Annotated in this window: 1 protein-coding gene; it reads right to left on the bottom strand. The window is 31.2% G+C overall.

From position 1 onward, the window contains the following. Positions 1–36: 36 nt before the first annotated feature. Positions 37–222, bottom strand: coding sequence for a YnfA family protein (locus tag AC1DG9_RS27815; protein WP_172659940.1), 186 nt, complete (start codon positions 220–222; stop codon positions 37–39). Positions 223–394: the final 172 nt, after the last annotated feature.

The raw sequence follows: 394 nt of genomic DNA, 5'->3' as shown, positions 1-394 counted from the left end.
GTATTGAGCAAAAATATCACTAACAGAAAGATAGCTTTACTTTTCATGATTAAACAAACCTATATAATTATGCAAATATAAATTTACATAATTCCGCATTTTTTTTACATCTAAATAGCGCCTATACGCTAACAACCCACCGTATGCAGCATAGATTCTTCCAAAATTTGCTGTCTGCCAATGTAAAACGAAACCATAAGCATCTGGTACTGAATGCTCCAATTAAAAAATTTATGCATTTTTCCCTCGGAATATCTACCTTTTGCAATACTCTATTTTTAAACCTTCTATCGAAAATTTCGGCATAAATCTCTAAATAAGGAAGCTCCAACATAATTTAATAAAAAACCTGATAATCGTTCAACTAAAGATACATTGCGCTCAAGCATTCTGT

Source organism: Pedobacter sp. 05L430 (assembly GCF_056397585.1).
This window is presented reverse-complemented; position numbering and strand designations above follow the sequence as displayed.